Below are 26,287 nucleotides of genomic sequence, written 5' to 3' on the forward strand. Positions count from 1 at the left end.
CTCAAATCTTAGTCTAAGCTTTCTTCACCGCCTTGGTCCACTGATACCATCCAACGATACTATTGAGGGTATAGACCCAGTACATGGCCTGGATATGAAGGTTGCTCCCCCACCAGAGATAAATACTGAAGAGATTGGTCGCAATCCAGAAGATCCACTGTTCGCGGTAGAGACCAGTCATGAGAAGCTGACCGATACCATTGGTCGCATCTGTCACGCTATCACGGAAAGGCCGGTGACTGTGAATGCTCTTATAAGCAAAGCCCATACCAATCCAAATCAAGGCAGTCAAGGCCAAATATTTAAGCCAGCCACGCCAGTCTAACTTCTTAGCTTCAAAATGAGATGGCTCTTCCTTATCTTGTTCATTAACCCGGTTGGACAGCCAAGTATAGAGGCCAATCGGCTGCATAATAAAGAAGTAGACCGTAGTCAGCACTTCTCCATAAAAGCTAGCCTGAAAAGACAATAGGAGGTAAATTGCTGAATTAACCGCTCCAAAGAGGTAATTGCTGGCCCGTCCCTCGGCTACTAGAATAACGCAAACGATGCCTGTCCAAGAAGCAAAGAGTCCCAGCCAGTCATGCTGCTCCTGGCCACTGGTGAACTCCAAAATGAAAGGCAGACTAGACAAAGCAATCAAGTAGAGCCATTGAGTCAAGCTACGCCCGCCAAATAAATCCTGCCAGAGCAATTTCGCGATTCCTTTTATCCCCTGCTTTTTAGCTGCTGCACAGACATTGCGGAAATTCCGAGCAAAGGTTTGAAATTTTTGTTTCAGTCCTGCGTAGAGAGGTGCAGGAGAGAGTTTTTGATTTTTTACTACCATTCTATTTTACCACTTTCTTTTTTAATCCGTTTGATAAATCATGTCGATCGCTTCTTTGGCCGCCTGATAATTATCCAAATAACTACCAGCTAGATAGACCGTCGGAATATGAGCCAAACACTGGTCTTTCAGCCTTTTTAGATGGCTTGAAAAATCACTGCGGATAGCCTCGTCCGCCATGCTCATATCACGAAAGCCATCGTTAACATAGGTGCCGATCGGCTCAGCAAAGAGAATCAAATCCCATTTTTCCTTGGACAAAATGCTGGCAAAGAGATTATCAAAAGTATCTGTTTCTTCGTCCTGAACCGGACTTTCTTTCAGATAGTAATCATAGTAAGCCTTAGTTACCAGCGAATTTGTATCAGCCACGACCAGACCACGGTTGGCGCTGCTGTCAATCAAGCGAGAAGTCTGAGCATATTGTCCTAAGAGCAGATAATAGTAGTCTTTAGGAGTCAGCTCATCGTCTCGCACGTTATTTTGAATCTGGTATTCTCGAGCATATTCCAGACTAACCGGAGCATCATAAAAGCGAGCCAAATCCTTAGCCAAGGTCGTTTTACCATTGCTGGCACTACCCATAATCAGCACTTTCTTGGTAAAGTGACGGCGGAAAGGCTGGGCGATATATTTCCAATAACGACTAGGATTTTCCCGAATCATCGTTGCTGAAATCCCAAACTGTCGCTCTTCCAAACAGGTTTCAAAACCACGCTTTGTCAGCTCCGCTTGATAGTCTGATTCTCCGACAAAGAAAATCAGTTCCTCGCGTTCTGAATCATAGCCCACCAACTCCAATAAAGCCGGCAGCCACTTGTCCCAACCCAGAGGATAGCGGGGAAAGGAAGTTTCATCTAGCTTATAAACCTGTGTTAACTCATCATCTGCGAAAGTCTCCCGCGTATATCGAAAACGCTTCTGCAGAGACAGACCCACTTTCTGCCCACGGTCTCCCTGATAACCAGAAACCACCACGCGCACCTTATCATAAGAACGCTTAGCCTTCTGTATCAAGTCGATATGCCCCTGATGCAAGGGAGCAAATGTTCCAAAGACGATTGCAATTTTTTCTTTCATACGTTTAACCTTTTTATTGTTTTTTATATTTTTATGCTTCTATGATTTTATTATAAACTATATTTTTCTTTTGTCAATGGTTTTTTATAAAATTTTATAAAAATACTTTTAAGACACTTTAAAACTGTATCAAGGGCACAAAAAAGAACCTAATGCCTTAAGCATCAGATTCTTTTTTACAAGATTTATTGCTGATAGACTTCTTGGTAGAATTCCAGCTTGTCTCCATCCTTGACAGTGATTTGATTGGCTGCCTTAGGAGCCATTTCTCCGTTGACCTTAAACATCCAGTAGAGGCCCTTTGCTTCATCTTGAGTATGACCGTCAATAGAAGTGATAAAACCATCTTTTTCTTCGACCTTATAGGCCTTCTTCAAAGCATCCATAGCTGTCTTTCCTTCTTCAACAGCCACCGTTTTCTCGCTCTTCTCCTGACCTTCTGGTGCAATACTGATGCTGATCTTCAGTTCCTTTTTAACAGAAGAATCAGCAGAGCTAGAGCTCTTGTCAGTATTTGTCTGGCTGTTACCGCAACCAACAAGGAGAAGGGCAAAAGCAAGTGTGAGCAAACTAAAGATTTTTTTCATTATAGAGCCTCCTTAAAATAGGGTACAAGAGTGGGTAAAAAAACAAGGTCGACAGTCCGTGCGCTATATTGAAAGTCAAAGCGTTGATAATCGCATAAGACCACCAGTGATAGTTGTACAGCAAGGCTGTCAGTGTATCGATGGCAATGCCATAGCCAAAGGATAGGAGAGCTGCTGTTATTCCCTGTCCCACTAGATTTAACCTAGGATAGAGCAGCCGCCAAAGGCAAAGAATCAGTCCAAAGGACAGCAACTGAAAGAGGACGATTGGGCTCATCCCCAAAAGAAAAGCTGATGTAAACATCGTCACAGCCATCACTAGGAGCGAAGTCGGCAAATCCTCAAAGATAACAATCAGGAAAAAGATAGCTGAGATAGGCTGCACATTGGGCAGAAAGGAAAATGCATAGCGAAAGGCCACACATAAAGCCGATAGGATGGCAATTTTAGCCATTTTACGAGCGGACAAAGGTACCTCCTTTTCTAATTGAGTGAATCAAGAGAAGTTGGACTAGGTATGCAGCTCAACAGCATCCCAGTCTTGGGCCGTATTCAGCCCCAGTAGCCAGTCAAGGCCAGACCGTCTCTCCAGAACAACACTTTCATCAAGGCTTGCCGGTGCTGGCTGGTCATGAATCCGAGCATCAACACAGGCCCAATGATAACGATAAATCAAATCATCTTCATCCAGTAATTCTTCTAAGCTGCGCGGTTGGCATTTACCCAGAAATTCCTGAAAGTCAACCGCACTAGCGACTGCATCAATAGCAGCATCACAATCACAAATCTTATCTGGAAACGGCAAAGCATCTACTAGACCCAAGTACCAAATCAGGGACCAATAGGCCTCATATTTCCAAACCATATTAATAATAGCTGCCGAGTCGGCACAATCTTCCAAGACTGCCCTTTCTTTGGGCGTCAACTCTTCCTGCACCCCGTATTGCTGCAGTTTATCCTGCAGCCAATGGCGGCTCTCCTCATTATAATTATTATTTTCGATATCCAAGGCCGCCTGAATAATCAAGAGGCTGGTAATAGCTCGACGCGCAATTTCTTCTAGCGAGCGCGGTCGCACCTGCTCAGCACCTTCGATAACTGGCAAATGCTCGATGTAAGGAATACCTTCCTTTTTCAAACGCTGGATACTAGCCGCCTTGCGCTCTTCTGGTGTTTTCAATTTGGCTTTCTTGCCAGCAAACAAATCTTTAAAAAACGACATCTCAGCCTCCAATCCTTCAATTTCCCAGTTTCATTGAATGATGAAATAACTGTTCGGTATCTATAGGTATGATTGCTATCAGGGATTAACCGCGAGCACTCAACTTTCCATTAAAAGACTGCACTTTCTAGGCCACTTCGAACTTGAGTTGGCCAGCCTTGACCCCGACCTTAAGAGTTTGACCCGTCATCAAATCTCCTGTCAAGAGGAGTTCAGATAGTTTGTCCTCTACCTGGGTCTGCAGAGTGCGGCGCAATGGCCGTGCCCCCATTTCCACATCGTAGCCTTCCTGAGCCAGCAGCTTAAGGGCACTAGCCTGGAACTTCAGCTCAATTCCCTTCTCAGTAAGACTGGCAATGAGCGGTTTGACCATAACCTTGACCACTTCCTGCATATCTTCTGCAGATAAGCTGTGGAAAACTACCTTTTCGTCGATACGGTTGATAAACTCTGGTCGATAAGCTTTCTTAAGCTCTTCCAGCATCCGTTTTTCCATATTGGCATGGTCCAAGCGAATATCCCGCGCTCCAAAGCCCACCGTCTTATCATCCCGCAAACTAGTTGCCCCCAGATTGCTGGTCATGATAATAATCGTGTTGGAGAAGTCCACCTTGCGACCCTTGCTGTCCGTCAGCTGACCATCATCCAAGACCTGGAGGAGGACATTGAAAATATCCGGATGCGCCTTTTCCACCTCGTCAAAGAGCAGGACAGAATAAGGTCGGTTGCGTACCTTCTCCGTCAGCTCCCCTCCTTCTTCATAGCCTACATAGCCTGGAGGCGCTCCATTGAGGCGGCTAGCCGCGAATTTCTCCATGTACTCACTCATATCAAAGCGGATGAGAGCAGATTCGTCATCAAAGAGACTTTCAGCCAAGGCCTTGGCTAGCTCTGTTTTTCCGACTCCTGTCGGACCTAGGAACATAAAGGAGCCAATCGGCCGCTTGCTGCTGCGGATACCAGACTGGTTCCGTCGGATGGCTCGGCTGATAGCTGAAATCGCCTCGTCCTGACCAATCACGCGTTTATGCAGTTCTGTTTCCAAATTGAGGTATTTCTTCGCATCTGTCTGAGTCAGCTTCTGCACTGGAATACCAGACAAGCCACTCAGAGTAGCCAAAACATCGTCTTCTTCCACTTTCAGTTTATAGAGCTTGGGTTGCTGCTCTTGCTCAAGCAGTTGTGAAACCTTTTTAAAGTCCGCTGCCATCAAGGCTTGATCCACTGGCGTCAAATCCGACTGCTCGTAATTTTGCGGTCCTCTATTCTGCACTGTTGCACTGGCTTCGTCCAAAAGATCAATGGCAGAGTCTGGCAGATGCTTGCTAGTCAGATAGCGATGGGCATATTTCACCGCCGTCTCAATCGCCTGATCACTAATCTGCACCTTGTGATGGTCCTCATAGCTCTTTCTCAGACCTTGTAAAATAACAATGCTGTCAGCCATATTTGGCTCTTCTATGCTGACCTTGGCAAAACGCCGAGAAAGAGCCGCATCTTTTTCAATATGTTTCTGATACTCTTCCTGCGTCGTAGCACCAACTGTCCGCAGAGTGCCGCGAGCCAGAGCCGGTTTCAGAATATTGGCCGCATCCAAGGTCGAGTCAATACCGCTGCCAGATCCCATGATAGTATGCAGCTCATCGATGAAGAGAATGACATGACCATCTTCTTCAATGTCATTGATGATGTTGTTCATCCGCTCCTCGAAGTCTCCGCGAAAGCGAGTGCCAGCAACTACATTCATCAAGTCCAGCTCCAAAACCCGCATCTTAGCAAGTTCAGCCGGAACCTGACCAGCCGCTACACGCTGAGCCAGTCCTAAAGCCAGAGCTGTCTTACCAACCCCAGCATCGCCAACCAGCACTGGATTGTTTTTAGTCTTGCGACTGAGAATCTGAACTATTCGTGAAATTTCTTGATCGCGGCCAATGACGGGCTCCAATCGGCCATCTCTAGCCAGCTCCGTCAAATCTCGAGTGTAGTCTTCTAGCCCCCCGCTGGTAGAAGCTGGCATCCCCATCATATTGGCCATGGTCTGCTTAGCGGCCATTACTCCCTTATTCAGACTGCGAATAGCCTTGATATCTTCCTTGCCCCAGCCAGCTCGCTGCTCCAAGACCTTTCGCAAATCACTGATTTTCGGCCCCTGCTCTTTGTCCTCGTAGCTAAAGCCGGTAAATTCCAGAATACGAGAGGCCAAGGTACCCCGGTCAAATAGCATGGCCAGCAGCACATGCTCAGTACCTACATGCTTAGCCCGAACAGCTTCTGCAATCTGCCCCGCCTCCTCAAACAACTCCTCTAAGCGATAAGAAAAAGGCAGCAGCTCGAAGTGACCGTCTTTCTGATAAGCCTGACCAGTAATCTGAAAAGCCGCTTCTTCAAATCCATCAACTTCCACAGGAAACTCATTGAGAACTGAGCCAGCAACGCTGTAGGGATTATTAGCCAGAGCAATCAGCAGATGCCATGATTCCAGATAATCTGTCGTAAAATGGCCGGCCAAGAGCTGGGCTGCTTCCAAGCTTTCTATTAAGGCTTTTGAGTATTTCATTTATGATTCCATTCCTTTTCTGTCTAGTTGTTGTAAAATCTTTTTTAATATTCGGGCACGAATCACCGCAGCCCCATCACCCAAAATCGAGTCCGATGCTGTTGACAAGATTAGATTGCCCTCACGTTCAGTCATAATCTTCTCGTCAAAAAGAAGCTGAATAACATCTGTGAAAACCTGCTGGCTGACACGCTCCCCCACACTGTCGTACAGGCCGCAAAGCATCTGATGCCGGTCGGAAAATTCAATCTTTCCAATCCGAATATAGCCGCCGCCACCACGCTTGCTCTCGACGATATAGCCCCGACTTTCCGTAAAACGAGTCTTAATCACATAGTTAATCTGACTGGGAACCACCTGAAAAACATCAGCCAGTTCACTGCGTTTCAGTTCAACCATTCCCGCCTGAGCCAGAATAGACTTGATATATGCTTCAATACTGTCCGATGTGTTTTTTGCACCCATAACTTCCCTTTCCAGTTGAGAATTTCAGAATAAATTTCTTTTTTCCTTGCTTCTCTAACATTGACTATCTTTGACTAATATTATACCGGAAAAGTCTCTATTTTGAAAGAAAAAGGGATGACTGAAAGATCTGACAATTCAAACTAGTGAAAAAGCTTTGCTATACTTGTGTGACCGCTTGCTTTTTGCTTTTAAAGCGTTATAATATAGGTGGAAATCCACAAGGAAAAGACAGACAGAAACTCCTGCCTGCCAACTATCATCTAAACAAGGAGGATAATCCAATGAAAATGGATTGGCTCAACTATTCTCGTCATGTACTCAAATGGCTCTTTGCAGCTCTGAGTATTTTCACCATCTTTTCGGCTGACTATGTTGATATTCCTATCGGAGCTCTCATCGCCTGTCTTTATGCTCCCCTGCTCTTCGAACAGGAGCTGGTCAGCAACCGAGTCAAATGGTATAGCTTTCTGATTATGATGGTGGTTACTCTGCCCCTTTTGTTTATTACCAAAGTCTACCAGTTTAGCTTGACTTACCCCCAAACGACAGCTCTTCTCTTCCTCTTGGCAGTATTGATTTTTACCAATGGCTTGATTGCTCATAAGGAAGAAAGAGAAAAAGCAGCTAAGTGATGCTGCTCACCATTCTAAACTTGATGTTTAAAAACCTATAAAAAGGTCTGAGATTTTTTCTCAGACCTTTTTATCGTTCTATTTTTAAGCTAAAAACGATTAGTTTTGACCAAGAGCAGCAGCCATTGTTGCAGCTACTTCGTTTTCAAAGTCGTTAGCAGCTTTTTCGATACCTTCACCAACTTCAAAGCGAGCGAACTCAACTACTGAAGCATTTACTGATTCAAGGTAAGCTTCAACTGTCTTGCTGTCATCCATGATGTATACTTGTGCAAGAAGTGTGTATGCTTGGTCAACTTTAGTGTTGTCAAGCATGAAGCGATCCATTTTACCTGGGATGATCTTGTCCCAGATCTTTTCTGGTTTGCCTTCAGCAGCCAACTCAGCTTTGATGTCTTCTTCAGCTTGAGCAACAACTGCATCAGTCAATTGAGCTTTAGAACCGTATTTCAAGTGTGGAAGAGCTGGTTTACCAACCATTGCACGGCTTTCGTTGTCTTGATCGATGACGTGGTTCAATTGTGCCAATTCATCTTTGACAAATTGCTCGTCCAATTCTTTGTAAGAAAGAACTGTTGGTTTCATCGCAGCAATGTGCATAGAGATTTGCTTAGCAAGAGCATCGTCTCCACCTTCGATAACTGAGATAACACCGATACGGCCACCGTTGTGTTGGTAAGCACCAAAGTGTTGAGTATCTGTCTTTTCAATCAAAGCAAAGCGACGGAAAGAGATTTTTTCTCCGATAGTTGCAGTTGCAGATACGTATGCAGCTTCAAGAGTTTCACCTGAAGGCATTGTCAAAGCAAGTGCTTCTTCGTTGTTAGCTGGTTTGCCTTCAGCGATTACTTTCGCAGTTGCATTTACCAAGTCAACAAATTGAGCGTTTTTCGCAACGAAGTCAGTTTCAGCATTTACTTCAACAACAGCGGCAACATTGCCGTTTACGTAAACGCCTGTCAGACCTTCAGCGGCAACACGGTCAGCTTTCTTAGCTGCTTTTGCCATCCCTTTTTCGCGAAGCAATTCAATCGCTTTTTCGATGTCACCATCTGTTTCAACAAGTGCTTTCTTAGCGTCCATGACACCGGCACCAGATTTTTCACGCAATTCTTTGACAAGCTTAGCTGTAATTTCTGCCATTTTTCTTCTCCTATTTTTTAATATAAATAAAGGAGCTGGGCTGAGCCCTGCCCCTTTAGGTTAGTTTACTGATTATTCGTTTGAACCTTCAACAACTTCAACGATTTCTTCAATAGAATCTGCTTGAGTTTCAGTTGCAGCCAATTCTACTTCTACTGATTCAACGCTATCTTCACCTTGACGGCCTTCGATAACAGCATCAGCCATTTTCGCAGTGATCAATTTAACCGCACGGATTGCATCGTCGTTAGCTGGGATGATAACATCAATATCATCAGGATCAGTGTTAGTATCAACCATGGCAACCACTGGGATACCTAATTTCTTAGCTTCCTTAACAGCGATTTGCTCTTTATGAGGGTCAACTACGTACATCACATCTGGGATACGAGGCATATCTTCGATACCGCCCAAGAATTTTTCAAGACGAGCACGTTGTTTGTTGAGAAGAGCGACTTCTTTCTTAGGAAGAACTTCGAAAGTTCCGTCTTCTTCCATGCGTTTGATTTCTTTCAAACGAGCTACACGTTTTTGGATAGTAGACCAGTTTGTAAGAGTTCCACCCAACCAACGGTGGTTGATGAAGTATTGACCTGAACGTTCTGCTTCTTCTTTGACAGCGTCAGCAGCTTGCTTTTTAGTACCAACGAAGAGGATAACTGCATCGTTAGCAGCGGCATCACGCATAAAGTCGTAAGCTTGGTCAGCATACTTTACAGTTTGCTGCAAGTCGATTACGTGGATGCCATTACGCTCAGTGAAGATGTACTTAGCCATCTTAGGGTTCCAGCGACGAGTTTGGTGACCAAAGTGAACACCAGCCTCAAGAAGTTGTTTCATTGAAATTACTGCCATGAGTAAATTCTCCTTTTTGTTTTTTTCCTCTTTTAGATTTCAGCTCGCAGGACCACCCGAGGGCAACAGTCCCACAATTCATCTAAAATGAGTATTTTGCCATTTACACGGCACCCTCTATTATAACAAAAGGGCAGCTCTTTGACAAGGCATTTACCAGATTTTTTGCCGCTATCTGCCTCTAAGAATGAATTTTACCTCTCAGTAGAACATGTACTTCCCGAAGAGTTCTGAATGACAGCGTCTAACATTTTCTGCTTTGACTATGAAAGACTCTTGACGAAAGCAAGTATTTACGATAGAATAATAAGAGTTGCGGCGGTATAGCCAAGTGGTAAGGCACGGCTCTGCAAAAGCTTGATCGTCGGTTCAAATCCGTCTACCGCCTTCGTAAATATATTTCTAGAAGCCCCTCAAAGGGCTTTTTTATTGCATATCCTATTGTTTCTAGCAAACTTTGCTGATATAATATTATAAAAATANCATTCATCATCAGCGAAAGGAAAAAAGATTGATTATGAAAAAAGTCAGCTTCTATGCCCTCAGCCTTCTCTCTCTGCTAGCTCTCTCAGCCTGCATGCCTGCCAAGCAGACGCAGCAAAGAAAAAAGACGCCTAGCTCCCTCAAAGCCTCGAAAAGTTCATCCTCTACAAGGGAATCTAGCAAAAAAAGCTCATCTTCTAGTGAGGACGATGAAGATTACTCTACTTCTTCCAGCTCTAATACTCGCAAGGACCCAAATGCTCAAATCAGCCTAATTGATCAAGGAGAGGCTTTGGAAGCCCTTGGGGATATCCCTGAAATTCCAAAATGGGCTGAATTTAAAACCATAAAAGTTGAGTCCCTTATAGGATCTGCTGGTCCTACTCCCAGCACCAAAGATGAGGTTGTCAGCAAAATGGGACCCGCTGACTCAGATATGGGAAGTGGCGGCTTTTGGCGAGGAACTGATTACAGCATCTTAATAAGTTTTAGTGATCAGGGAGCGGTAACTAATAAGACAGCCAGCCTCCCCAATCCCAAGAAAATCAGCAATCTCAAGGATGTGCAACCTGGGATGTCCGCGCAGGAGGTCGTTGCTAAGCATGGACGTCCAGAAACAATCGCAGTCTTTGGCCACTCAACTGTTTTTGGATGGGAAGGTCAGGATGGCAAAGATTACAGCGTCATGTTCGATCAAGATAAAGTCTATCAAATTGTTGAACCGTAAAATGTAAATTTACTATTTTAAACTTTAGATTTTATAGAACTCTATCAGTTTCTCTACCCAGAACAATCAAATCGTTGGGGTAATGTCTACCTATCAAATGAAACAAACTAAAGACATTATTGACTCTGTCATTAAGGATAAGTAATCTTACAATTGGCTCCAAAAACACAAAAATCCAAGACGTTTTTAGTCTTGGATTTTATTTTTGACGAGAATAACGGCTTCGTCAATTAAAGCTCTGCAATCTGGCTAAGATTAACTTCGGCCACGGTGTCATTACCAAACATGGAAATAATCATCTTGACCTTGTTATTATCAATCTCCGTAATCTTACCTGTATAGTCAGTAAAGGCACCATCAATGATACGAACGGTATCCCCAACCTTGACATCCAAGTCAAATTCCTGCACTGTTTGACCCATGGAGATGAGAATGTTGCGGATCTCTTCTTCCAAGAGTGGTGTTGGTTTAGAGCGGTTTCCGTGTGAACCGACAAATCCTGTGACATTCGGAGTATTCCGCACGACAAACCAAGCTTCGTCTGTCATTACCATTTCCACCAAGACATAACCAGGGAAGCGATTTTCTTCGATTTCCTTGGTCTTGCCATTTTTCTCTACTTGCACGGTCTGAGTGGGGATTTCCACGCGCAAGATATTTTCCAACATATTATAAGTCTGAGCGCGCTGCAAAAGATTTTCTTTTACCTTGTTTTCATAACCTGAATAGGTCTGCAGTACAAACCAGCCTTTGTCAAAACTGTCCATGAGTTCATCCTTTCCTAAATAAAAAAGCCTGCGGGCTTCTGCTTCTTTCTAGCCCTATTATACCATAAATTCCTCAAATGCAAAGGAATTTATTAACTTTTTCCCATACAAATCAAAGCCTTGCAATTCTGCCCAAAAATTCTTGAATCAGCGTTGTCTAGTATGAGAAATTTTTATTTCAAACGATGAATTATAGATAGATTTGATTTTTTTGAAGCTGAGTGAAATTGTCAGCGCGTAAATAAGGACATACGCCAAAAATCCCACCTAATCACAATAGGTGGGACTTTGAATGATATATCTGTCGCAGTATTCTTTTCTATTTCCTCTACAGTTATTAAGAGAAAATATTCAGAATCTGGAAAAGACCGCTTGCCACTACTTTGTCAAAGATATAGATGATGACTACAAAGAACGCAGTGTATTCCATAACAGAGATAAAATCTGTCCATCTCTCTTTTCGGGTAGGCCAAGTTGTATCTTTCAATAATTTAAAAACATCTTTAAAGAATTTCACAACAATCTCCTATCTAGTTTCTTTATGCAGCGTATATTTACTGCAATGCTTACAAAATTTATTAACTTCTAAACGCGTTGGTTTTGGAGTGCTACTGAGCTTAACCGAGTAGTTCCTAGAACCACAGACTGTACACGCTAGACTCGCTTTTTTTAATGCCATAACGCCTCCATCTTTCTTATTATAGCAGGATTCTATGCTTTTGACAAGCCGTTCAGCTCTTTTAAATCCTATTGAAACCAGCTGGTAACAGTATCCCAGAGGTTTTTCGCTTTCTCAGGAATACCAGTGTCATCAATTGCCTTCTTGGCTTCATCCACCAGGTTTTGAGCTCGGTCCTGAACATCCTGCAGGAAGTCTTTATTTTCGGTTGTAGTACCCGTTTCCTCGGTACCATAGGTGTCGACAGGGGCAATGCCGTTGGCAGCATAGGCATTCTTTTGCCCTTCAAAAGAAGTTCCTTCTGTATATGGCAGGATGCTATTGGCAACATTTCGGAAAACAGCCGAGGCTTCATTCGCGCTGGTCCCAGTCAGATAGTGGGTCTCATCAGTTTTTGGAAAGCCTAGCCACTGGCTGATGACCACATCTGGCGTATAACCAATAACCCATTGGTCGCCTGATAGATCTGGGTTAAAGTCCGTTTCAGTCGTACCGGTTTTACCAGCCATAGTGTAGCCATAAGGAGCCGCATAGATACCTGTACCGTTCGAGAAGGTCCCCAGCATCATGCTGTTCATCTTGTCAGTAGTTGAGCCATTAAGAACCCGAGTAGAGGTTTGGCGGTGGGTCTTGACGACCTGACCACTGGCATTTTCAATTTTGGTAATGAGATGGGCATCGTTCATCACTCCGCCGTTGGCAAAGACTGAGTAGGCCTGAGCCATCTGCATTGGATTGGTCGTGACTCCGCTTCCTAGGGCTACTCCCAAAGTCTTATCAACCTTGTCCATATTCAGACCAAACTTTTTCCCGTATTCAAAGGCCTTGTTGATCCCCAGTTCGTCCACAGTTGAAACAGCCGGAATGTTCAGAGATTCTGCCAAGGCTTGATACATTGGAACTGTAGGTGAACTTTGGATATTGCCGTAGTTGTTGATGGTATAGTCGCCAAAGGTGGTTCTGGTATTATCCAGCTCCTTATCTGTCGGCCAACCAGCAGCGACGGCCGGACTGTAGGCAACCAAGGGCTTGATAGTAGAGCCGGGACTACGAGAAGACTGGGTTGCATAGTTGAAGCTTCTGAAGCTCGAGCCTTCTGCACTATTGACTCGTCCAACTAATGCCCGCACACCGCCAGTTTTTGGATCTAAGGCAACACTGCCTGATTCAGCCATAGTGCCATCTTCTGCTACAGGAAAGAGAGAGACATTGCTGTAAATAACCTGCATGCTGGCTTGGTAGTTTTGATCCAACTCCGTGTAAATGCGGTATCCATTATTAACAATCTCTTCTTCTGTCAAGCCGTAGTCATTGACCGCTTCATTGATGACCGCATCGAAATAGGATGGATAGCGATAGTCTTCTGACTTACCCGCATAAGCATCAACCAGCTGACCACCGATTCCTACAGCGGCAGCCTGATCAGCTGTTCCCTGATCAATAAAGCCTGCAGCAACCATATTTTGCAGCACCGTATCGCGGCGATTGGTCGCATTTTCAACCGAATACAGCGGATTATAAATCTCTGGTCCCTTGAGCATACCAGCCAGAACAGCCGACTGGTCCAGACTGAGCTGGCTAGCCGAAACTCCGAAATATTTCTTAGAGGCATCCTCCACACCCCAAACACCATTCCCAAAGTAAGAGTTATTGAGGTACATGGTCAGGATTTCCTGCTTGCTGTATTTCTTATTGATTTCCAGAGCCAGGAAAAATTCCTTGGCCTTCCGCTCGATAGTCTGGTCCTGAGACAGATAGGCATTCTTGGCCAGCTGCTGGGTAATGGTAGACCCCCCACCCGAGCGACCAGCTGTCAGGATAGCTAGGATAAACCGACTGTAGTTAATCCCGCTATTCTCATAGAAAGTCCGGTCCTCTGTTGCGATGACAGCATTTTGCAAGTCTTGACTAATCTCAGTCAGTTCGACATAAGTTCCTTTCTGACCAGACAGGCTCCCTGCTTCATTGCCATCCTTGTCAAAGATGAGCGTGGTAGCTTTGAGGGCATTCTGCAAATCCTTGACATTGGTCGTCTTAGCAACATAAAAGAGATAGCCACCGACTACCAGACCAAAGGTCAAGCCGAGAATCAGGAATATCTTGGTCAGATGAAACCTGCGCCAAAAACGGCGGATAGGGTGCTGAGAGAGAGGTTTCTTCTTGGTCTTGCCCGAACGGCTGAGACCAGACTTAGCCTGCTCTTCTGTCAGCTCTACCTCCTCTGCTGCTTCTTTTTGAGGTTTCTGTATAGTAAAATAATCTACTAATTTTTCAAACAAATCTTTTAAATTCTTCATAAATCTTATTTTATCACCTTATTTAGGTGCAGACAAGAAAGTACCCTATTTCCCGTCTGATTTTTAGTTATTTTTAAGAAAAAGAGTATATTAAATAGCCTTTTAAAAGCCTCTGCAGCAAGTCTTATCCGACACTGCCTATTTTCAAAGTTCTGGCTTTCTGCTACAATAAATGTATGAAATTTACACTCCCTATCCCAGATGGACTGCCTGCCATGACAGTCAAAGAGCTGCTGGAAGAACAATTTCTCATTCCGCGAAAAATCCGGCACTTTTTACGGACCAAGAAGCATGTGTCTGTCAACGGTCTAGCTATCAACTGGCAGACTGTAGTCAAACCCGGAGATGACATCTGCCTGATATTTGACGAGGAGGATTATCCTCAAAAGACAATCTTGCTTGGAAATGGCGAACTCGTAGAAGAGCTCTACCAGGACCAACACCTCATCATCGTCAATAAACCTGAGGGTATAAAAACTCACGCTAATGAGCCAAGAGAGTTGGCTCTGCTTAATCATGTTTCCGCCTATGTCGGTGAGACCTGCTATGTCGTTCACCGGTTGGATAAAGAAACCAGCGGTGCAGTCCTCTTTGCCAAGAACCCCTTTGTCCTGCCCATCCTCAATCGACTGCTGGAAAAGCGAGAAATCAGCCGCGAATATTGGGCTCTGGTCCAAGGCAAGTTCCCAGCTAAAAATCTTATCTATAAAGACAAGATCGGCCGCGACCGCCATGATCGTAGGAAACGGCTGGTCGACCCCCGAAAGGGACTCTATGCAGAGACCCATGTGACTCGGCTCAAACAGTTTGGGCAGGCTGCCTTGGTCAAATGCCAACTCAAGACTGGCCGCACCCATCAGATCCGTGTTCATCTCGCTCACCACGGACACCCACTTATCGGTGACCCCCTTTATCATCCGCAGCCCAAAGGGCGGCTTATGCTCCACGCCCATCGGCTGACCTTCACGCACCCTTTTACGCTAGAAAAAATAACAGTCGAAGCCCGCTCTGACAATTTTGAAAAAGTATTGAACAGTCTGAACCCCAGATAGACCAAGAAAAGCAACAGTATTCTGTTGCTTTTAGTTTGGAGTCAAAGCGAGGATAAGCTATGACAGCTTACATCACTGAGCCGGAAGTGCACTGATAAGTCTGGGCCTGATGGCTTTCTGAAAAGCTATGCTCAGCAAGTAAGATAGCAAGAAAATGATAAAAAAGCCAAAACTATAAATGCTATTCCGAGGCATTATCGACCTGAAAATGAAGATAATGAAAGGATGAATGATATAAATCATGGTGGCATACTTCTTAGCGATATTGTTCAAAACAGGAATGTCAATATCGCTCCCATTTCTGACCGCATAGAAGAAAATTGCACTGGATGAAAAAAGAGTGCTGGGATAGAGGTCATATTCCGTACCCATGAAACAGTACTCAAACAAAATCAAACCCGCTATTCCCAAGCCAATCGCCCATTTCCTGACAGATGACAAGTCATAGGCTAAAATCCGATCCCGATGCTTGGCAAACTGCATCCCTAGAATGAAAAAGGGAAGACCCATAAACAGGAAGTTGCGATAGTAAAATTCGCTATCTGTATTGAACTCGATACAAAAGGCCAGGACCAACAAGAATAAGGACACACCAAAGCTAGTTAAGCGGTGGAAATGCTTATAAAAAACCAGATAAAGCGTGTAGATATAGGAGATAGCCAGCAAATACCAAGTCGGCGTAGCAGCCGAGCCAATCAAGTCTCGGGGACTGTTAAAGAGGAAAAAGTCCGCAAAATCAGATAGGTCTATAGCTGCCATCTTTTCTGTTAACTCTCTTGTCAGCAGCAAGTTGACAAAATGCACAATCGTGTAAAACATCAGGCTGGCAGCAGTCAAAAGGAGCATCTGCTTGAGACGATACTTGACCTTATCTCTGGAAATATTAAAGGAAAAATAGCCCGACAGCATCATGAAAAAGGGAACTGCAAAGCGGGCCACAATTTGATAAAAAACGCCAAATTGCCCCGGCAGCAGAAAGTGTAAGGAAACAATACTAAAGCAAGCTAGGGCCTTAAAAGCATGCAAAGTTGTGTTTTCAGTCTTCATGCAAACATTATAGCATGTTTATTATTACAGCTCATCAAGACCAGATTACACGACCATTAAAAAACATATCAATTGATGACATTCTTTAAAAAGTTCTGCATCTGAGGAAGAAGGCAGCTCTTATACAGAAAAACTCTTCTGCATTATTGCAGAAGAGTTTTATTCATCTAGCGGATATTCTACATTAGCCTTCATAGCCATTAGGATTTGAACTTTGCCATCTCCAAGAATCTTGCATCATATCTTGGAGAGTTTTCTCAGCTTTCCAGCCCAAAATATCATTCGCTTTACTTGCATCGGCATAACAAGTCGCCACATCTCCAGGTCGTCTATCCTTGATAGCATAAGGAATTTTCACACCGTTGACTTTTTCAAAGGCTTTAATCATATCCAGTACACTATAACCAATCCCTGTACCAAGATTGAAAACAGCGACCCCCTTGTTTTCTAAATTATGTTTCAAAGCCAAAACATGGCCCTTGGCTAAATCGACTACATGGATATAATCCCGCACTCCTGTACCGTCATGCGTATCATAATCATTTCCGAAAACGCTAAGCTCTTGTAAATTACCGACCGCAACCTGAGTAATATAAGGCATGAGGTTATGGGGAATACCATTTGGAGCCTCACCAATCAGACCAGACTCATGAGCACCAATTGGATTGAAGTAACGAAGATTGGTTACAGACCAATCTGAATGTGCAAGAGCAAGATCCGTCAAAATCTGTTCCATCATCAGCTTGGTGTAACCATATGGATTGGTCGCTGAAATAGATAAATCTCCTGTCAAGGATGAACAATGATTCATTCCATAGACCGTGGCACTGGAGCTAAAGATAATATGTTCTACCTTGTGCTCTTCCATAACATCAAGAAGAGAAATACCAGCACTGACATTATTTTCGTAATATTTAAGTGGTTCCCGCACCGATTCTTCTACTGACTTATAGGCCGCTAAATGAATGACTGCATCAATGTGATTGTCTTTGAAAATCTGGTCCATCAGATTTTTATCAGAAATCGAACCCTTGAAAAACGGAATATTCTTACCAGTGATAGTTTCTAAGCGCTCTAGCACTTCTGGAGAGCTATTCGAAAAGTTATCCACGATAATGGCTTCATAGCCTGCTGCGACTAGTTCAACCACTGTATGACTTCCAATATACCCCGTTCCGCCTGTAACTAAAATTTTTTTCATAGGCCACCTCTTCTTGCTAATCCTCAAGTTCTCTTTAATTTTACTATTGCAACTAACAGATACTTCTCTTCTCAAAGTTGACTGCCAAATTCTGCACTTACTAAAAACACCAAAACCTAGTCCACTTTGCTACCCTATTGCTCTGCTCTCTTGATGATTTTTGCAGTCTCTTCATGATAAAATAACTTGCAAAATCATTTATATTTAGAGTCATAAAGAACGGAATTAGTTTAGCTAATTTCTAGTTATTCTAAAAAATACCATAATCCGCAATAAATTACTGGAAAAAATGCCTTTCATCTCCACTATATAATATATAGTTCAGCAAACTGATTGTTGCAAGAGCAACTTTATAAGTTACTTTGTTTGATAAACCTACATTATAAACGTAAAAAGCCCAGACAGGGCTTAGTATTTAGATTGAACTATTTATAATTTCTCAAGCATCAACGAGCCCGAAATTGTTGGAGCAGGCCTTTTAAACTTTGGTATTTGTATATGCTATAGGTCAAATAGACAAATCCGTAGGCTGCTGCAGCTAGATAAACTGATAAAAACCAATTCGAAGCAATAAACACAAGCGTCATTAGCAACTCAACCCAGATATCTTTGACGACCTCGATCTGCATCCTCTTGGCTAAGATTAGCTCTGCCAATATACTCCTAGTCGCCAGCAGCAGTACGATAGACAGCACTGTAGCATTCAGATTGCGCATAAAAACTGCAAAAATCAAGGTAGCAGCAAAGCTTAAGAGCATGGCAATTACATTTACTTTAAAAATCTGCCTCTCCATTCGTAAGGCTTTTAAGTAGGTATTGATAAGCAGAGCCATTTTGCCCTCGTAGACAGACATAGGAAAGACTAGAGCCATAAATATCAAGGACTCTCTGTAAGCCGGTAGCCAGCTGTCCAAAGCTATTTTCAGGGGATAATACAGCAAAAGCACTCCAAACATAAGAACCATAAGGACATTCCGCAACTGATTGTAAATCTTAGGCAACTTGCTTTCGTCCGTCCGTTTCAAAATCGGAAAGATGACCAAACCGATAGCGTTGATAAAGGTCATAAGCAGATTGGAAATGCTCAGGGTCAAGGATACTTTCCCAAATGTAGCAATGTTCCATACCTTTTGAATCCCCATTCGAACCGTCCCGATAATGAGCATACTGGCTACATTTGATAGCATCAGATTGATCCCGACAGCAATATTGCGAACCGTTTCCTGCATATCAAGCTTAAACTGATGGAGAGGTCGCAGGGCCATATCTCGGCATAGATACATGGCATAAAAAAGAGAAACAACTCTACCAATCAAATCTGCATAGACCATAATCTTGAAATCTCGAAAACCCACGAAAATAAAGACCAGTAAAAGCAGTAAATAGAGGAGTCGGTCTCCACTGACAACATAGGAACTCTCCTTTAGTCGATTAGTCATCTGCAGAATGTACACAAAGAGAAAGCGCAGATTGGTGACCAACATGGTATAAACCAAAAGTATAAAAACAAACCGACTGCTCTCATCTCTAATAAAGGCAGAAGTCCCTAAGAAAAATAAAATTCCAATTCCTGTCAGATAGATCAAAAGCATGAGAAACTGAGAGAAAAACTTTTCTTTATCCAGATCATCATACTCCAAACCACCGTAGCGCAGGTAGATTCCGTCCACCCAACCCAGATGAACAAAACCGGCATAAGATAAATAAAAAATATAGAGTTGCCAGTAGCCATACTCCTCTACACCCATAATCTTAGGCAAAATCAAGACAACCAGTGAAGAAACTATTACTGTCAGCAAATTAGACAAGACAACATAGGAAAAATTAGCTACTATTTTTTTAAATCCACTAGACAAATTTACCCTCCTATTTCTTCCTATCTGCTGACATGCTCTCAATCAACCGTAAAAACATGGTTTCTAAATCAGTATGAGCATGCCAGCCCAAACTCTCAAGCTTGTCCGTATTGAGACGAATCTTGACTGTCGGATTATAGCCTAGCTTTTCCACATCCTCTGCTAAATCAAAGACTAACTTTGTTTCATTGCTACCGCTTAGTTCAATAACCATTTCCGCCATCTCACGAATGGAAATAGCCGTTTCTTTATTAGCGACATTATAAGCTTGACCTGCTTGGCCTTTCAGCAGAATGTAAAAAATGGCTTCAATAGCATCTTTGGTATAGCAGTAGTTCCGAACAGTTTCCCCTTTAGTCCGGAGAACAATATCTCTCTTTTCAAGGATATCACGCGCAAACTGTGCAAAAACTCTGTTGTCTTCATAGCTCACACATGGGCCAAAGGTTTGTGACAAACGAGCCATTCTAACTGGCACCTGATACTGATGACAATAGCCTACACACAAGGACTCTGCCATGCGTTTGCTTTCCGAATAACTACTACGGACACTGGTTGGATCCAAATAACCGTAATCTTTCTCGCTAATGCTGGAAGCATCAGGATTTGTCGTCCCATAGACTTCCAGAGAAGAGAGATAGACCATACTGTGAACCTGCTTATTTTTAGCCAGCTCCAACAGTTTTTTCGTTCCATTTACGGCTAGATCAATCGTCTCCACAGGATGCTCAACGAAAAAAGAGGAGTCCGTCGCACTGGCTCCATGGATAATATAATCCAAATCCTCCTCTATCTGCCAATCTGACAGCAAGTCAGCATACACTAGCTGCAGATTCTCACTATGTAAAAAATCCTGAAATAGATCTTCCGCTTTTTTCTGATTTCGTGCTAAAGCCACTACTCTGACATTGGCATCGTACAAATCATTTAAAGCCATCAAGGCGGAAATACAGTGTCTGCCTATAAGTCCGGTTGCTCCGGTTACCAAGACTGTGACATTTCTCAGTTCTCTGAGAATAGGACTGACAGTAGCTAGGTCTTCCATATCTTTTTGTAAAATTGTATTATTTCCCATATCAACCAAAAATTTGTGCATTTTCACGCGCTTCGTAAATCGCTCTAAAAATATAAAAATCAGATGGAGTCGTAATTTTGATATTTTCACTGCCCCCCATGACTGTATGCAGAGGGAGTCCAAAATAACGAGCCAACGTCGCAGAATCCGTCATATCAAACTGATTCTCTGCCTGAGCTTTTAAATGCAGGGAGTGAATCTTCGAAAGCGCGAAGGTTTGAGGGGCGACAGCTGTCTGACAAGTGGAACGCTCGATAACTTGATTAATAACATCCGCCTCGTCGACCTGAATGACCGTTTCGATAACCGGTTTAACCGTAATAGCTGCCCCATACTTTTTAGCTGTTTCAATATTTTTAGAAATAATTCCCCCGTCAATCAAGGGGCGAACACCATCATGAATCAAAACATAGTCGTCATCGTTCTTGTATTTTTCCCGTAAAACAGCAAGACCATTAAAGATAGACATTTGACCAGTCTCTCCACCAGGAACCACTTGACTGACTTTTTTAATATTGAATCGAGCTAATAAATCTCTGCAGTAGTCCAGCCAGCCGTCTACACAGACAACCACAATGTCCGATACTGCTGGATGGTCTTCAAAGTGCTCAATCGTATGAATAATAATGGGCTTACCGTGCAACTCTAAAAACTGCTTGGGCAAGGTCTTAGTATTCATGCGGCTGCCTGTGCCGCCTGCAAATATCAGAGCCGATGTCGTCATACCGATACTTTCCTTCCTCTCGTTGTAAATCGTACTCTACTCAGTAAATCAGCTGCCATATAAATCACAAAAGCATAGATAATCCGATTAATGTGGGTTGTCAGCAATGACAGCAATGTTTCCTGAAAGAATGAAATGACTAAAGGATACGCAAATAAAGCGAAAATAATAACCTTTAGCGGGGTGAAATAGCGTTTTTTGATAGAATAGTAGAAACTTCCATAAAAGAAGCCATATAAAAGCTGAAAGATGAGGACTGAGAAATAGCCAAAATCCTTGATAAAGTAGTAATAAATTGTGTAAACATTGGTTTTATCGTCGTTGAAATGAACAACAGGCAAGAAAGGTGTCAGCTCATGGCTAGACAGACCGAGGGATTTCAATGTTCCATAGATAGCAATAAGAGTATTTTCTCCAAAGACTTGATTATCGCTATAAAGAGTAGGATTTTTCAGATAATAGTCTAAAGCCTGAATGGGTGAACCCATATATTTAACCAAATTATCCAAAATTCCGAACTCTGCCCGACTATCCACTCGATTGAGAACAAAGGTTCCAACCGCCATGAATAAGACAAGGAATACAAAGCCAATTNTCAGCAAAGAGCGAAAAAGCTTTACACCATACCTGCTGTCTCTCCACGAATAATACTTCGAGAAAAACAACATATACACAATAGCATAACCTGCAACCAAGCCCAGCAATTCCGTACGTCCGGTAGACAAGAGAGAAATACCTAAAGAAATCAGACTAACCAGCAGTAACTTGCCCTTGTAAAAAATGCCATCTTTTCCTGAAAAAAGAGATTCACAGAAAAAGTAGAAGAAAACAATTCCTAAGGAAAAGTTAACCCGCAACAAATTAAGGCTAAGACGACTAAGAGAGAAATCATAATTTGTAGTCATATGCCGAGCCAATTCAATGGTTTTAAACAATCCCCCAGGTACCTGCTTGCTCTGCGCCGCCAAGTAAAGCAAATCGGAATAAATAAATCTGACCGCATAAGCCAAAAATAAGAGAACTAAAATAATGAAAAAATTACTCACCTTTATTTGACTAGGTTTGGCGTCCAACTTCCTCTCAGCAAACAAATTCGATGACAAGAGGACTCCCATTAAAAAAATGGCATTTCCAACAAAGATAACAGTGACCGTTATCAGAGAAAGTCCCTCTCCCCATTTGGATGAATAAAATGCGGTAAAAACACTTGCTATCATCCATATTGCCAAGTATATAAAAGCCGGGTTAGCATAGTCTCTTCCTACTGTTTTGATTGTCAAAAACAATAGGAAAAGGCCACCCAAAATTAGTAAAAAAACCATTATCTTCCTTCTATTAATTCAACCCAATTATCTCTCAGTCTGACATGACGTTCTGTCTGTTCTTTTTTTTCAGGCGGTGTCATGTAATCACCGTAGCGATTAGTCAGATACTTGTCCGCATCATTAGGTCCATCGAACTCATAGCCTTCAAAGGAATACTTCTTAGCTGGATAGAAACTTTCATAATCGATTGTCTCTCCCAAATAGCCTTTGACACCATAAGCAATTGTTATTTTTGAAGTCTTCTTATTAGACTGGATGAGTTTTTCCATCAACTTATACATATTAGCCGGCCCCATGATAAAAGAAGGGAAGCCTATCAGTCTTCTAATCCAAAGATTTTGTCTGAGTTCTTTGGATTCTTTAGCCATATAGGTCAGATGCGGAGTAAACTTCGTATAACAGCGCGAACTATTGTGTGACAAATCCAAGGCTCTGAATAGAAGACCCTTGAGCTTGCGAAGCATGTTATTCTCTGGGACAAAGTCAATTGGCAGCATATCAAGATAAAGATGTTTCTTTTTACTGAAACCTTCTCCCAAAACATCATAATAGGTCAGTGACTTGCTCTGCAGCTTTAGAACCTTAAAGACACTGTCTGTCGCATCCGCAGGAGAGATCAACTCGAAGTCCTCGCTGTCCGCAAAGATTTCCTGCAGACGATTGTAGTCCTCTCGGAACATCACTAAGTCGATATCATCGTCCCAAGGGATATAGCCCCCATGTCGCAAAGAACCAATCAAGGTCCCTGCAACCATGTAGGAATGAATATGATGCCGACGACACTCTGCATCAAATTTTTTATACATTTGTAAATAGGCTTTTTGCAAAACCTTTAATTTATCATCCGTAATTTTCTGATACATGGGGCTGAAGCGTTCTCCCAAAGCCAACTCCCATTCAATCTTACTGGTTCCTCTCATTTTTCTTACCTCCCAAACTTTTTCAATAATCTCCTAGCAAGTCCATTCAGTGAGTAGGTGTATACCAAATCACTAATGAAATCTTTTATTGTTCGATACTCCCTTATTTGAAACATTAGGCCCAAAGCCCAAAATGGATTTCTAGACTGTAATAATTTCAGTCTAAGATTGGTCAAGGCCAAAGCCCTAGTAACCTGGCGATGATCCGCCTCAGAAATCTGTCGCTCCTCTGCGATTTTTTTCACAGACTCATAGCGACTGATGACCTTCTGTAAATAGTTAATCCTAGATAACCTTGTTTTGTTAAAACTAAGCGACGACGCAGACTGGGTTACATTCGCCTGATGAATGCGATGCTGATCTAGAAGCTGGTCCAAGCAAACAACTTTTCCATACAATGGAGCCAGCATACCAAATAAAACATCATGATAATCAAATCCAGGATAATCCGTATACTGCTGCTGTAAAATATCCGTCAGTACCGACTTTCTAAAAGCTGTCTGATAACCTGACGGCCATTTTTTCAGAAGCCAGGCTAGATCTCTTTCTTGCCTTTCTCCTGAAACCTTGGGCTCCTTGATGACCTGACCATTTTGATCAATCAAGTAAGACCGGCCATACACCATAGCAGCGTCCGTTTCTAACAGCACTTTCTGCAAGGCAGCTGTTTTATCAGGCAGCCATTTATCATCCTGATCAGCGAAAAAAACAATATCGTGCTCAGCCAAACTCGCTAATTTTATAAAAGTTCGATAATGACCCAAATTTTCCTGATTTTCAATCAACTGCCAATCAGTCAGTTGGTGCTTGGTGATGTAGTCCTTGATTAGCGCCACTGTCTGATCTGTCGAACAGTCATCACAGATAATGACCTGATCAGGCTTCAGCTTTTGAGTGCGGATAGAGTCTAGTTGCTCCAAAATAAAATCCGCCCCATTATAGGTCGCCATCACGACAGAAATCATTTCTCCCTCCTTCCTAAACTTTTCATCCTATATCCCCCTAACTCCTAGCTTTCTCCCTGTCTAAGCTAGACTGCTCTGTCTGTGAAGAAGATTACTTCCTTCTAAGCAAATACTTATAAATAAACGCTTTTATCCAAATAGGCGTTCCCACAAAAGCACGAATCATCAACATGTTTTGATAATATTGCCCTCGGTTCAACATACCATGTGACAGCAAAAAAGTATTGACTACTTTCCAGCTGGCAATCTGCTCTGTCTGGCTTCTTCTCGTATGCATGCCATTTCCGACGCGAGCATAAACCAAGACCCGATTAAGATTGGCGAAACGACAGCCCTGAGCAGCCATTCTCGCCCAAAGATAATAGTCTTCCACTAAAGGCAAGGGCTTGTAATTGCCTGCTTTTAAAACAGATGATTTCTTAAAAAATACTGTCATGTGACAGAAAGGATTTCTCCGCTGCAACCTTTTGATAATCTCTTCATGGGAAAGCGGCATTTGTTTCTCTGCCACTATTTGATCTGGTTCCGAATCAAATTCTATGATATTGCCACCCAAAACATCTAACTGCGGATGCTGCTCAATATAGTCCACTTGTTGCTGGAAACGGTCCGGTGTCGCAATGTCATCTGTATCCATTCTAGCAATCCAGTCATAAGAGCAAGCCTCAACACCCCGATGCAAAGCTTCTCCCAATCCGACATTTTCCTTTAAAGGTAGAACTTTCATCTCTGGAAATGTTTCCTTGAAATCTTGAATCGTCTGATACAGCTCTTCTGTCAGCGGCCCATCCTCTACAAGGACAAGCTCATCTGGCTTGCGGCTCTGCTCTATAAGAACGCTATTTAGGCTCTTTCTTAAGAAATCCGGATTCTCCTTCTGATAGACAGACATCAATACCGAAAACTTCACTAACAATCCCCCCAATCATCCTAAACTAGTTTCCCTTCTCCGTCCTCTCAATAGACCTCCTAAAATCTGCCACCTGATAAGACTGAGGATAGCTAGACATCTCTTTTTCATAAGTTAAATCTGAAAACAGTTTATTCAGAGTCGAAACATGGCGAGATAGTCTTTTTAAAATCCAGTTAAATGCAGGCAGCAAGGCTACTCTCTGACCATGAGTCCTTTTTATTTCTTTGACTAGCTGAGAGGTATTGACATAGTCCTGATTTTGAGGATAGAAAACACCGCTGTCTTGATTCTGAACAATCAGTCTGATAAACTCACAAAGGTTATCAATATAAATCATACTACGTTCATTCTGAACCAAAGGGAAGACTGGTAGCTTCTGAGCCAACTTTGACAGTCGCTTATAATTTCCCTTAGTTTGATGACCATAAACCATGGGCGGCCGTAAAACTGCTAATTTGAAATCTTCGCTCTCCAATTCCGCTAGAAGTTGCTCAGCAGCTAGTTTGCTTTTGCCATAAAAAGAATCAGGACTCTCTTGTGTCTCCTTTGTGATAACCCGATCTCCCAAAATTTCGCCATAGACACTCATGCTGCTCATAAAGATAAACTGTTTGACACCTTCGCCTTTAGCTTTTTGAGCCAATTCATAAGGTAGCTGAGTATTGACTTGATTATATACCGATTCCATCTCTTTTGATGGGTTGGAGATATGAACAATCGCCGCCAAATGCAAAATTACATCAAAAGACGAAAAATCTTTCTCCTTCCAGGTTTCTCCGCGGACGTCCAGCTCATCAACCTGAACATCCTCCCGTGAAGAAACATACCTCTTAAAGCTCCGGCCGATATAGCTACCCTCTCCCGTAATTAATATTCTTTTCAT

At 42.8% G+C, this 26,287-nt stretch carries 26 protein-coding genes and 1 tRNA gene; 4 read left to right on the plus strand and 23 right to left on the minus strand.

Annotated features, from left to right (window positions below):
* Window positions 1-13 precede the first annotated feature (13 nt).
* The 7 genes from pnuC to D8886_RS01600 form a co-directional block, all read right to left on the minus strand.
* Window positions 14-829: a nicotinamide riboside transporter PnuC gene (gene pnuC / locus D8886_RS01570; RefSeq protein WP_002908554.1), complete on the minus strand. Its 816-nt coding sequence runs from the start codon at window positions 827-829 to the stop codon at window positions 14-16.
* Window positions 830-850: 21 nt separating this feature from the next.
* A complete protein-coding gene (locus D8886_RS01575; protein WP_002908552.1) occupies window positions 851-1,909 on the minus strand; it encodes an AAA family ATPase in 1,059 nt (352 codons plus the stop codon).
* Window positions 1,910-2,094: 185 nt separating this feature from the next.
* The gene (locus tag D8886_RS01580; RefSeq protein WP_002908550.1) at window positions 2,095-2,496 is read right to left on the minus strand and encodes a DUF4430 domain-containing protein; all 402 of its coding nucleotides are present in this window, start codon (window positions 2,494-2,496) and stop codon (window positions 2,095-2,097) included.
* Window positions 2,480-2,965 (minus strand): hypothetical protein, encoded by a 486-nt coding sequence (locus D8886_RS01585; RefSeq protein ID WP_002908549.1) that lies wholly within the window; start codon window positions 2,963-2,965, stop codon window positions 2,480-2,482. Before D8886_RS01585 ends, D8886_RS01580 begins: the two co-directional genes overlap by 17 nt.
* Before the next feature lie 42 nt (window positions 2,966-3,007).
* Window positions 3,008-3,718 (minus strand): DUF4272 domain-containing protein, encoded by a 711-nt coding sequence (locus D8886_RS01590; protein WP_002908547.1) that lies wholly within the window; start codon window positions 3,716-3,718, stop codon window positions 3,008-3,010.
* A 127-nt stretch (window positions 3,719-3,845) separates the two neighbouring features.
* Entirely contained in the window at window positions 3,846-6,275 is a 2,430-nt protein-coding gene (locus D8886_RS01595; protein ID WP_002908546.1) for an ATP-dependent Clp protease ATP-binding subunit, read from the minus strand.
* Entirely contained in the window at window positions 6,276-6,740 is a 465-nt protein-coding gene (locus D8886_RS01600) for a CtsR family transcriptional regulator (RefSeq protein WP_002899234.1), read from the minus strand.
* Window positions 6,741-6,886: 146 nt separating this feature from the next.
* Between D8886_RS01600 and D8886_RS01605 the strand changes: the two genes are divergently transcribed.
* Window positions 6,887-7,375 carry a hypothetical protein gene (locus tag D8886_RS01605; protein WP_172633371.1) on the plus strand — a complete coding sequence of 163 codons (489 nt, stop codon included), beginning with the start codon at window positions 6,887-6,889 and terminating at the stop codon, window positions 7,373-7,375.
* Between the two features lie 99 nt (window positions 7,376-7,474).
* Here D8886_RS01605 and tsf read toward each other — a convergent pair whose 3' ends face one another.
* Window positions 7,475-8,518 carry a translation elongation factor Ts gene (gene tsf, locus D8886_RS01610; protein WP_125342404.1) on the minus strand — a complete coding sequence of 348 codons (1,044 nt, stop codon included), beginning with the start codon at window positions 8,516-8,518 and terminating at the stop codon, window positions 7,475-7,477.
* A 72-nt stretch (window positions 8,519-8,590) separates the two neighbouring features.
* Entirely contained in the window at window positions 8,591-9,373 is a 783-nt protein-coding gene (rpsB, locus tag D8886_RS01615) for a 30S ribosomal protein S2 (RefSeq protein WP_002908542.1), read from the minus strand.
* Between the two features lie 317 nt (window positions 9,374-9,690).
* Here rpsB and D8886_RS01620 point away from each other — a divergent pair.
* Together D8886_RS01620 and D8886_RS01625 are read left to right on the plus strand one after the other, a co-directional pair.
* Window positions 9,691-9,761: transfer RNA gene (locus D8886_RS01620), tRNA-Cys, on the plus strand.
* Between the two features lie 129 nt (window positions 9,762-9,890).
* Window positions 9,891-10,583 carry a hypothetical protein gene (locus tag D8886_RS01625; protein WP_002908540.1) on the plus strand — a complete coding sequence of 231 codons (693 nt, stop codon included), beginning with the start codon at window positions 9,891-9,893 and terminating at the stop codon, window positions 10,581-10,583.
* A gap of 230 nt (window positions 10,584-10,813) precedes the next feature.
* On the opposite strand, the gene nusG is transcribed toward D8886_RS01625, so the two are convergent.
* From nusG to pbp2a, 4 genes are all read right to left on the minus strand, one after another.
* Window positions 10,814-11,350, minus strand: a complete 537-nt coding sequence (gene nusG / locus D8886_RS01630) for a transcription termination/antitermination protein NusG (protein ID WP_002894018.1) — start codon at window positions 11,348-11,350, stop codon at window positions 10,814-10,816.
* A gap of 337 nt (window positions 11,351-11,687) precedes the next feature.
* Window positions 11,688-11,867 (minus strand): preprotein translocase subunit SecE, encoded by a 180-nt coding sequence (gene secE / locus D8886_RS01635; RefSeq protein WP_002894022.1) that lies wholly within the window; start codon window positions 11,865-11,867, stop codon window positions 11,688-11,690.
* Window positions 11,868-11,876: 9 nt separating this feature from the next.
* Window positions 11,877-12,029, minus strand: coding sequence for a 50S ribosomal protein L33 (gene rpmG, locus D8886_RS01640; protein WP_002894024.1), 153 nt, complete (start codon window positions 12,027-12,029; stop codon window positions 11,877-11,879).
* Between the two features lie 68 nt (window positions 12,030-12,097).
* The gene (gene pbp2a / locus D8886_RS01645; protein WP_125434020.1) at window positions 12,098-14,326 is read right to left on the minus strand and encodes a penicillin-binding protein PBP2A; all 2,229 of its coding nucleotides are present in this window, start codon (window positions 14,324-14,326) and stop codon (window positions 12,098-12,100) included.
* 176 nt (window positions 14,327-14,502) lie between these two features.
* On the opposite strand from pbp2a, the gene D8886_RS01650 reads away from it, so the two are divergent.
* Window positions 14,503-15,378 carry an RluA family pseudouridine synthase gene (locus D8886_RS01650; protein WP_185761222.1) on the plus strand — a complete coding sequence of 292 codons (876 nt, stop codon included), beginning with the start codon at window positions 14,503-14,505 and terminating at the stop codon, window positions 15,376-15,378.
* 72 nt (window positions 15,379-15,450) lie between these two features.
* On the opposite strand, the gene D8886_RS01655 is transcribed toward D8886_RS01650, so the two are convergent.
* The 10 genes from D8886_RS01655 to D8886_RS01700 form a co-directional block, all read right to left on the minus strand.
* Window positions 15,451-16,425 carry an acyltransferase family protein gene (locus tag D8886_RS01655; RefSeq protein ID WP_125434022.1) on the minus strand — a complete coding sequence of 325 codons (975 nt, stop codon included), beginning with the start codon at window positions 16,423-16,425 and terminating at the stop codon, window positions 15,451-15,453.
* Between the two features lie 184 nt (window positions 16,426-16,609).
* Complete coding sequence (galE, locus tag D8886_RS01660) at window positions 16,610-17,626, minus strand: UDP-glucose 4-epimerase GalE (RefSeq protein WP_125434023.1); 1,017 nt, start codon at window positions 17,624-17,626, stop codon at window positions 16,610-16,612.
* Window positions 17,627-18,072: 446 nt separating this feature from the next.
* A complete protein-coding gene (locus tag D8886_RS01665; RefSeq protein WP_125434024.1) occupies window positions 18,073-19,482 on the minus strand; it encodes a lipopolysaccharide biosynthesis protein in 1,410 nt (469 codons plus the stop codon).
* 10 nt (window positions 19,483-19,492) lie between these two features.
* Window positions 19,493-20,578, minus strand: a complete 1,086-nt coding sequence (locus D8886_RS01670; protein ID WP_185761223.1) for an NAD-dependent epimerase/dehydratase family protein — start codon at window positions 20,576-20,578, stop codon at window positions 19,493-19,495.
* Entirely contained in the window at window positions 20,559-21,281 is a 723-nt protein-coding gene (ispD, locus tag D8886_RS01675; protein WP_125434025.1) for a 2-C-methyl-D-erythritol 4-phosphate cytidylyltransferase, read from the minus strand. The genes D8886_RS01670 and ispD overlap by 20 nt, the downstream gene beginning before the upstream one ends.
* Window positions 21,278-22,603 carry an O-antigen polymerase gene (locus tag D8886_RS01680; protein WP_125434026.1) on the minus strand — a complete coding sequence of 442 codons (1,326 nt, stop codon included), beginning with the start codon at window positions 22,601-22,603 and terminating at the stop codon, window positions 21,278-21,280. The genes ispD and D8886_RS01680 overlap by 4 nt, the downstream gene beginning before the upstream one ends.
* Window positions 22,603-23,526, minus strand: coding sequence for a LicD family protein (locus D8886_RS01685; protein WP_002920400.1), 924 nt, complete (start codon window positions 23,524-23,526; stop codon window positions 22,603-22,605). Before D8886_RS01685 ends, D8886_RS01680 begins: the two co-directional genes overlap by 1 nt.
* A 5-nt stretch (window positions 23,527-23,531) precedes the next feature.
* Window positions 23,532-24,491 (minus strand): glycosyltransferase family 2 protein, encoded by a 960-nt coding sequence (locus D8886_RS01690; RefSeq protein WP_125434027.1) that lies wholly within the window; start codon window positions 24,489-24,491, stop codon window positions 23,532-23,534.
* A 91-nt stretch (window positions 24,492-24,582) separates the two neighbouring features.
* A complete protein-coding gene (locus tag D8886_RS01695) occupies window positions 24,583-25,416 on the minus strand; it encodes a glycosyltransferase (protein WP_185761224.1) in 834 nt (277 codons plus the stop codon).
* Window positions 25,417-25,426: 10 nt separating this feature from the next.
* Entirely contained in the window at window positions 25,427-26,287 is an 861-nt protein-coding gene (locus D8886_RS01700; protein ID WP_125351512.1) for an NAD-dependent epimerase/dehydratase family protein, read from the minus strand.

The organism is Streptococcus sanguinis (assembly GCF_003943655.1).
In the GTDB taxonomy this organism is placed as follows: Bacteria; Bacillota; Bacilli; order Lactobacillales; family Streptococcaceae; genus Streptococcus; species Streptococcus sanguinis_F.

Bases quoted from the DNA above. Each gene is read 5' to 3' on its own strand.
- pnuC (WP_002908554.1), bottom strand. From the start codon at position 829: ATGGTAGTAAAAAATCAAAAACTCTCTCCTGCACCTCTCTACGCAGGA.
- D8886_RS01575 (WP_002908552.1), bottom strand. From the start codon at position 1,909: ATGAAAGAAAAAATTGCAATCGTCTTTGGAACATTTGCTCCCTTGCAT.
- D8886_RS01580 (WP_002908550.1), bottom strand. From the start codon at position 2,496: ATGAAAAAAATCTTTAGTTTGCTCACACTTGCTTTTGCCCTTCTCCTT.
- D8886_RS01590 (WP_002908547.1), bottom strand. From the start codon at position 3,718: ATGTCGTTTTTTAAAGATTTGTTTGCTGGCAAGAAAGCCAAATTGAAA.
- D8886_RS01595 (WP_002908546.1), bottom strand. From the start codon at position 6,275: ATGAAATACTCAAAAGCCTTAATAGAAAGCTTGGAAGCAGCCCAGCTC.
- D8886_RS01600 (WP_002899234.1), bottom strand. From the start codon at position 6,740: ATGGGTGCAAAAAACACATCGGACAGTATTGAAGCATATATCAAGTCT.
- tsf (WP_125342404.1), bottom strand. From the start codon at position 8,518: ATGGCAGAAATTACAGCTAAGCTTGTCAAAGAATTGCGTGAAAAATCT.
- rpsB (WP_002908542.1), bottom strand. From the start codon at position 9,373: ATGGCAGTAATTTCAATGAAACAACTTCTTGAGGCTGGTGTTCACTTT.
- D8886_RS01625 (WP_002908540.1), top strand. From the start codon at position 9,891: ATGAAAAAAGTCAGCTTCTATGCCCTCAGCCTTCTCTCTCTGCTAGCT.
- nusG (WP_002894018.1), bottom strand. From the start codon at position 11,350: ATGGACAGTTTTGACAAAGGCTGGTTTGTACTGCAGACCTATTCAGGT.
- rpmG (WP_002894024.1), bottom strand. From the start codon at position 12,029: ATGGCATTAAAAAAAGCGAGTCTAGCGTGTACAGTCTGTGGTTCTAGG.
- pbp2a (WP_125434020.1), bottom strand. From the start codon at position 14,326: ATGAAGAATTTAAAAGATTTGTTTGAAAAATTAGTAGATTATTTTACT.
- D8886_RS01650 (WP_185761222.1), top strand. From the start codon at position 14,503: ATGAAATTTACACTCCCTATCCCAGATGGACTGCCTGCCATGACAGTC.
- D8886_RS01655 (WP_125434022.1), bottom strand. From the start codon at position 16,425: ATGAAGACTGAAAACACAACTTTGCATGCTTTTAAGGCCCTAGCTTGC.
- galE (WP_125434023.1), bottom strand. From the start codon at position 17,626: ATGAAAAAAATTTTAGTTACAGGCGGAACGGGGTATATTGGAAGTCAT.
- D8886_RS01670 (WP_185761223.1), bottom strand. From the start codon at position 20,578: ATGCACAAATTTTTGGTTGATATGGGAAATAATACAATTTTACAAAAA.
- ispD (WP_125434025.1), bottom strand. From the start codon at position 21,281: ATGACGACATCGGCTCTGATATTTGCAGGCGGCACAGGCAGCCGCATG.
- D8886_RS01685 (WP_002920400.1), bottom strand. From the start codon at position 23,526: ATGAGAGGAACCAGTAAGATTGAATGGGAGTTGGCTTTGGGAGAACGC.
- D8886_RS01690 (WP_125434027.1), bottom strand. From the start codon at position 24,491: ATGATTTCTGTCGTGATGGCGACCTATAATGGGGCGGATTTTATTTTG.
- D8886_RS01700 (WP_125351512.1), bottom strand. From the start codon at position 26,287: ATGAAAAGAATATTAATTACGGGAGAGGGTAGCTATATCGGCCGGAGC.